The 6,308-nt window shown below is 43.0% G+C and carries 5 protein-coding genes and 1 pseudogene; 4 read left to right on the top strand and 2 right to left on the bottom strand.

Annotation, left to right across the window (positions count from 1 at the left end; genetic code table 11):
• Positions 1-2,030, bottom strand: a pseudogene (locus BV214_RS13390) (hypothetical protein); the annotation flags it as partial.
• A 305-nt stretch (positions 2,031-2,335) separates the two neighbouring features.
• Positions 2,336-3,028, bottom strand: coding sequence for a dipeptidase PepE (pepE, locus tag BV214_RS13385; RefSeq protein ID WP_086478016.1), 693 nt, complete (start codon positions 3,026-3,028; stop codon positions 2,336-2,338).
• 398 nt (positions 3,029-3,426) lie between these two features.
• Here pepE and BV214_RS13380 point away from each other — a divergent pair, with 398 nt between their 5' ends.
• The 4 genes from BV214_RS13380 (at position 3,427) to BV214_RS13365 (ending at position 6,197) form a co-directional block, all read left to right on the top strand.
• On the top strand, positions 3,427-4,182 hold the full coding sequence (locus BV214_RS13380; protein WP_086478015.1) for a carboxypeptidase-like regulatory domain-containing protein: 756 nt from the start codon (positions 3,427-3,429) through the stop codon (positions 4,180-4,182).
• A gap of 48 nt (positions 4,183-4,230) precedes the next feature.
• Positions 4,231-5,049 (top strand): carboxypeptidase-like regulatory domain-containing protein, encoded by an 819-nt coding sequence (locus BV214_RS13375; RefSeq protein ID WP_086478014.1) that lies wholly within the window; start codon positions 4,231-4,233, stop codon positions 5,047-5,049.
• A gap of 307 nt (positions 5,050-5,356) precedes the next feature.
• Positions 5,357-5,638, top strand: a complete 282-nt coding sequence (locus BV214_RS13370; protein ID WP_086478013.1) for a Sec-independent protein translocase subunit TatA/TatB — start codon at positions 5,357-5,359, stop codon at positions 5,636-5,638.
• 1 nt (position 5,639) lies between these two features.
• A complete protein-coding gene (locus tag BV214_RS13365) occupies positions 5,640-6,197 on the top strand; it encodes a phosphatase PAP2 family protein (protein ID WP_086478012.1) in 558 nt (185 codons plus the stop codon).
• Positions 6,198-6,308 lie beyond the last annotated feature (111 nt).

Raw genomic sequence — 6,308 nt, 5'->3', positions numbered from 1 at the left:
AACTGGTTAGTGCTGCCATCTACATAAGCCTTTGTTGCTGCATCCTGAGGATCTGCCGGATTGAGCAAATCCTTTATTGGATTATTTGCGGCACTTGATCCGGTAGCCAGTACACTTGCTAGATCCGGTGTTGCCCCTCCACCGGGCAGTGCGGATAAATCGACGGAACCGTTAAATGCGGTGTCGGTTCCCGTAAAGTCCAGGCTGGAACCGTTTAGTTCTACCAAAGTGACAGCGCCGTCTACCCCACCTCCACCTCCGCCGGTGGCACTGATTATATATGGTGTGGCTACAGTTCCGTTACCGGTGACGGTAACGTTTGCTCCTTCTTGGATAATTAAGTCGCCCCAGTTTACAGCAGTGCCATCACTACTAGTTCTTAAAATTTGATGGGCACTTCCTGGCTTAACCCTTAGTCTATTATTTTCTTCCCCGGTACCTTCAATAGTCTTTCCATCCACATCTACAGTGCCATCACCACCAGAAACTTCGGGAAGATCGTCCCAGACTACTTGTCCGCTAATCGCATCGGTTGTTAGGTACTGACCAGGAGTCGCAGCTTTTATTTTCAGTGGATTTGTTGGACTGCCTGTTCCTGTTATGGTAATACCATCGGGCGTTACCGTATCGCCACCTCCTGTGCTATCGGGGATATCGTCCCAAATTACTGCCCCGGTACTTGGGTCTGTTCTTAAAAACTGCCCGAGGGTCGTAGAAGGAACAATCTTTAGTGGGTCCCCAGAGAGTCCTGTTCCAGATAGGGGCCCTTCCACTTCAACCCCAGCGCCCCCCGATAGGGATGATAAATCAACTGTATTATTAAACCCCCCATTAGTGCCTGTAAAAATGAGATCACTCCCCTGTAGTTCTACGGAAGACACCACACCATCGCCAGTTAAACCCGATAAATCTACGACCCCAGAGAAGGCCCCAGAAGCACCAGTAAACACTAAGTTAGAGTTGTTAATTTCTACACTTTCAAGGTATCCATCTCCGCCACTACCTCCGCCACTACCAAGTCCGCTTAAATCTATTGTATTTCCGCCCGAGATGGAAATTTCATTCCCCGATCTGCTGAGGGTCTGATTGTAACGACTTAAATTTACACTACCCCCACGCTCTAAAGACAAAACGTTTGCTGCATTCAAGGCTAATTGCTGATTGTCGTTTACCGTCCCGCCAAGATCTCCAATCTTGTTATCCACATAAACTCTAACTGCCCGTTGCGTAGGGTATAAAAGGTCCGAATTTCCTAAATTGACATTCGGGGATTTATTAACGAGGTTTTCTTTGGTGTTCAGGCCACTGGTATTGTCAGAAATCCGTTTTAGTACCGATGCAGAAATTTTTAGAGGACTTGCTGCTATTCCTTGGCCTTCAATAGTGGTCTGATCTGCCAAGGTGGCCCCTAGTTCTTCCTTGCTTACCCAGAGTACCTGTCCTGTGCCATCAGTGGTCAGTAATTGATTGAAACCTCCAGGAGTCATGTGCCTTGGTTCTACAATGCCGTTTATAATATTTACACCCCCCACGGAGTTTTCCCCTAATTCAATATTCGTGACGGAATTCTCCCGTAATTGTGCTGTCCCTACGGAATTTAAACCCAATTTGGGCTGCGTAATGGAGCCATTGGCCAAATCTTGCCCAAAAATGGTGGCGTCTACAATTTGTTCCCCCCTAATTTCCCCCACCGAAATCTGGTTGGTATTGCCCGAGGAGGTGAGTACAATAGTTTCGTTCATGGAAGTAAGGGAAAGGGATCCATTCCCTGCATTACATAGATTTACCCAGGCGATGTCTTTATAGTAATAGAGACATCCCACCTCGGTATTGTAAACCAAGGCTCCTTCAGAGGGGGTAATAGCATCCATTTGTGCCGTGGTAACACGGGTGATAACAAGTACCTTGGTGGTGCTTTCCAATTCCAAGACGGAGCTGGGATTAATAGCTTGGGGATTATCTCCTATTTTTATTTGCGCCTGAACCGCTATACCCAATAACAGGCAGACTAGTAGCATTTTTTTTTCCATGTTCCCAAGATTGTGTTCCTCGTTATTTCCAATGTTGCATTGGCCAATGGCCATACAACACATTATAATCCCATGGCATATTCAGTTGAATAAAAGTCCGCGCTCCATGATAGTGGGGAAATGGAGGGCTACATAAAGACACGGTACCGCTTGTGAACAAGCAAAAAAATACCGGTAGCTTTAGGTTAAAATGTTAATGGTGAGTTCTAGGATTCAGGGACTTACAAAAATAAAACTATCTCCGTATAAAACTAGAATTATCGGGTAAAATGCCTTAGTACTGGTTGAACAGGGAGCTTATGATTTTAAAAGGGAATTTGCCGACTTTCGTAGGGGGATTTTCCTGCTTCAAAGATGCGGGCCGTACCTACTCCCTTTAGGGTTGCCTCCTGGCCATGAATCAAAATGTAATCTCCTTCCCGCAATCCAATTACCGGGGTTTTGTCTTGTTGATGGAACTCCCGAATCCTAGTTTCCCTGGTTTCCCCCTTATGTGTGCTGTTAGGGTCTGGATCTAAATAGTGGGGGTTTAGGTTAAAGCCTACCACTCCCAGGGTCTCAAAGCTAGGAGGATGTACAATGGGCATGTCATTGGTGGTCTTCATGCTGGGACCTGCAATATTACTTCCGGCACTGGTGCCTAAATATGGGGTGCCTTCATTGATTTTTTCCTTTAAAGGCTGCATTAAATCCAAGTTGTGTAATTGCTGTACTAGAAGAAAGGTGTTTCCTCCTCCAGTGAACAGCGCTTCGGCTTGGGCAATTCCTTCCCGTGGATCTCCAAAACTATGGAGGCCCACCACCCTCTTGTCTATTTTGGCGAATGCCGTGGTCACCAGTTCGGTATAGTCTTCATGGGAGATTCCCCCTGGCCTGGCATAGGGAATAAAAGTAATGGTTCCCGTGTGGGAGAAAAACCCTGCTAATTCCGGAAGTAGGTATTCCAAATAAGATTGTCCGAAAAGGGTAGAAGTGCTAGCAAGTAATATTTTTTTCATGAACTCATTAATTTCGCCCTAAAAATACAATGAATCTTTAGAACTTATTGCCAAACTAAGGCCTGCCTTTCCTGGAGACGCTGTGCTTGCTGTTGTAGAAATAAGGCAAGGAGGTTATTAACAGGGGGTTAGGCTGTAGGGCGTTGATTGGAGTTGTTGGGATTAGCCCCATTTTATTTATCGATGGTGCTAGGACCTAACGTAAGAAAAAATGGGTGCTTTTTTTATGAAGTTGCTATAGAGGTTATTTATCTTAACAAAAGTTTAATTAAGAATTGTGATTCTATGCGGTTAACTTAGTATTTCTTTATATCTTAATTACAAGATAAGGGGATTTACCCATTGCAATAATGGAATCTCCCTATGGATTCAGTGAATTTCTAATTTAAAACAAAAATATGCAGACTAAATTGCTGTGCTTACTTGCATTTTTATTCATCTTCCTAGGCTATTCCCAAGATGATGACCGACAGATTTTAAGGGGGCAAGTGCTTTATAGAAATGTATTTGTACCAAATCAAAATGTAATAAATGTAAACACCGAAATGGCTACTATTACCAATGATAGGGGAGAGTATGGCATTAGGGTAAAGGCAGGGGACCAATTAGTGTTTACGGCGGTCAACTACCAGTTAAAGGTGGTAGAGATTACGCCAGAGATCCTTGCCAATAACCGTTTGGTAATCGAAGTAAATGAAAAAGTTACGGAACTAGACGAGGTGGTGGTGACGCCCGAAGACCAGGAAAAATTCATTCAACTTAAAAATAAGGAATTGCTGGTAAATGAATATGAGTACGAAACGGACCGATTGACAGCCGTGGAAAATATTTCCTTGTCCCAAACTGATCGGGGTATGAAGGACGGACTTAATTTTGTGAATATTTTTAAGGCCCTGCTTCTGGCTACTAAGGGCGATGATGGACCAGAACGCGAACCCCTTAAAGTGAGTGAGGTCTTAAGACAGGTTTACGACGATTACTTTTTTGTAGTAGACCTAAAATTACCGCAGGCCAATATAGACGACTTCCTACTGTATTGCGATGCGCAGCTTCCCAGTAGGGAATTGTTGCGGAAGCGGAACGAGTTTCAGCTGTTGGATTTCTTGGTGACACAGAGCAAAAACTATTTAGAGAATCTCGAGAACAAAGAATAATTTACTTGGAAAGCCCGGTAGCATTAGGGTTTCGGGAGCTGTGAGTTTATGAATACTATACCCAAGGAAAGAGGACTGAATCGCTTTAGGATTTTTACAAATCTGTACGTTGGGAGTTTTCTGTTGTTTACAATATCGGCTTTTGGACAGGCTTTTGGTGAAAAAGAACTGAAGGGAAGGGTGGTTAGTTCCGATGGTGATGTGGCGGCTACCCATGTATTGAATACCACTTCAAAAAGGGCGGCAATCACAGATATAAACGGTTATTTTTCCATTGGGGTGCACTTAAATGACACCTTGGTCTTCTCTGCAGTTCAGTTCCGTAAAAAAACGGTGGTGGTAACAACGGGGGTACTAGATAGTAAATTTATTACGGTAACCTTGGAAGATGCCAATATCGCTTTAGACGAGGTGGTGGTTACTCCCTATAACCTAACTGGGGAATTGGCTCGGGATATGAGGCGATTAAATGTACCTACCCCAAAAACGGCCAGTAGCCTTGGCTTACCCAATGCCGATGTAAGGGTCATTACCCAAGCAGAACGCCATTTATTTACGGCTACTTCAAATCCTTTTATGGGGTTAGACCCCCTAATTAATGCCCTTTCTGGTCGAACTAAAATGCTCAAAAGAAGAGTGGAACTTGAAAACAAATACTCCAAAACCCAACGGGTTAAGCAGTTTTATCCCGATTCGGTTCTTGTTAGAGAGCTAAAGATTCCCGAACTAAAATTGGACGACTTCCTATATTTCTGTGAGATGGATGGGACCTTCGCCGAGGTAATAGCCACCCGGGATAAACTGAAAATATGGGAATACCTTAGGGATAGGAGTGTGGTGTATAGACGGAATAATGGATTGCAATAATTTTAATAAGACCTTTTCATCAGGCTATTTCGAAAGCTGTGTTTTACTAGGGTAGAAGGTTTTTACTGTTTCCATGTCCCCTAGTGCGAATTAAGAATTGGGTTTAAGGGCATCTGTTGAGCCAATGTATTAGCAGGGAAGCGTATGGCAGCAGAGGTGCTTTTTATGGGTGTATGCATTGGAATTGCTGGGGATGGTGAGGTGAAAAATCAGTAAATGGTATGGGGATTTTTACTTATCTTTATCGGTTTTAAAAAGTTAACCATATTTTTTATGTAGCTGAAAAACTTCTCATTATATTTGTCCTATGTTTAGTACTATAATTCTATTTATTAGCGGCGCCGAAATTTTCTTTATCATGTTTATCGTGGTAATGGTTTTTGGTGCGGATAAAATTCCAGGAATAGCCAAAGGCTTGGGGAAGGGGATGAGGCAACTGAAGGATGCCACGGAAGACATTAAACAGGAAATCCAAAAAAGTGCTGAAAAGCAAGGTATAGATACTAGTTTCGCAGATGATATAAAAGGGGAAATCAACAAGGTTAAGGAAAACGTTGATGAAGTAACGGGCGTAATTAAAAGAAAGTAATATGCTGGAGAAGCTGTTACAATGGGATCGTGATCTTTTTATTTATCTTAATAGCCTTGGATTGGAGCAGTACGACCTCTTTTGGTCCGTAGTGACCAATTTCTCTACTTGGATCCCGCTATTCCTCCTATTTATTTACCTCATATTTAAGGAATATCCTAAAAAAGAAGCCCTTTGGGTATTGGGAACCGTGTTGGTTACCCTGCTCGTGGTAGCTATGATTACTGGGATTACCAAAGAAATTGTGGCTCGATTAAGACCCAATAATACGGAGGAAATAAACACCCTCATTAGAATATTAAAAAGTCCTACCAGTTATAGTTTCTTTTCCGGACATGCCTCTAGCTCGTTTAGCGTAACCACCATTGTATACCTTTTTCTAAGACATCGCTTTAAGTGGAGTTGGCTATTCTTTATATGGCCGCTAACGTTTGTGGTAAGCAGGGTGTATGTAGGAGTGCATTACCCCTTAGATTTATTGGTGGGTACAGCCGTAGGAATCTTTTTTGCCATACTCTTTTATAGGCTCTACCAAAAATGGTTTGTTGTCCCTGTGTAGACATTAACAATTTAAAACCTAGGCTAGACTACCTGCTTCATTCTATAAATCAGCTTCTAACCTTCTAACTCTTTAGGAATCTAGCCTGTCGTGTGTGATTTCTCAATCGCC

The sequence above is a fragment of the Arenibacter amylolyticus genome, assembly GCF_002150785.1.
GTDB lineage: Bacteria > Bacteroidota > Bacteroidia > Flavobacteriales > Flavobacteriaceae > Arenibacter > Arenibacter amylolyticus.
Note: the sequence above shows the minus strand (reverse complement) of the source record. Positions and strands in the feature narration are given on the sequence as shown.

What these genes read in the sequence shown, in the direction of transcription:
- pepE (WP_086478016.1), bottom strand. Translation starts at nt 3,028, where the DNA reads ATGAAAAAAATATTACTTGCTAGCACTTCTACCCTTTTCGGACAATCT.
- BV214_RS13380 (WP_086478015.1), top strand. Translation starts at nt 3,427, where the DNA reads ATGCAGACTAAATTGCTGTGCTTACTTGCATTTTTATTCATCTTCCTA.
- BV214_RS13375 (WP_086478014.1), top strand. Translation starts at nt 4,231, where the DNA reads ATGAATACTATACCCAAGGAAAGAGGACTGAATCGCTTTAGGATTTTT.
- BV214_RS13370 (WP_086478013.1), top strand. Translation starts at nt 5,357, where the DNA reads ATGTTTAGTACTATAATTCTATTTATTAGCGGCGCCGAAATTTTCTTT.
- BV214_RS13365 (WP_086478012.1), top strand. Translation starts at nt 5,640, where the DNA reads ATGCTGGAGAAGCTGTTACAATGGGATCGTGATCTTTTTATTTATCTT.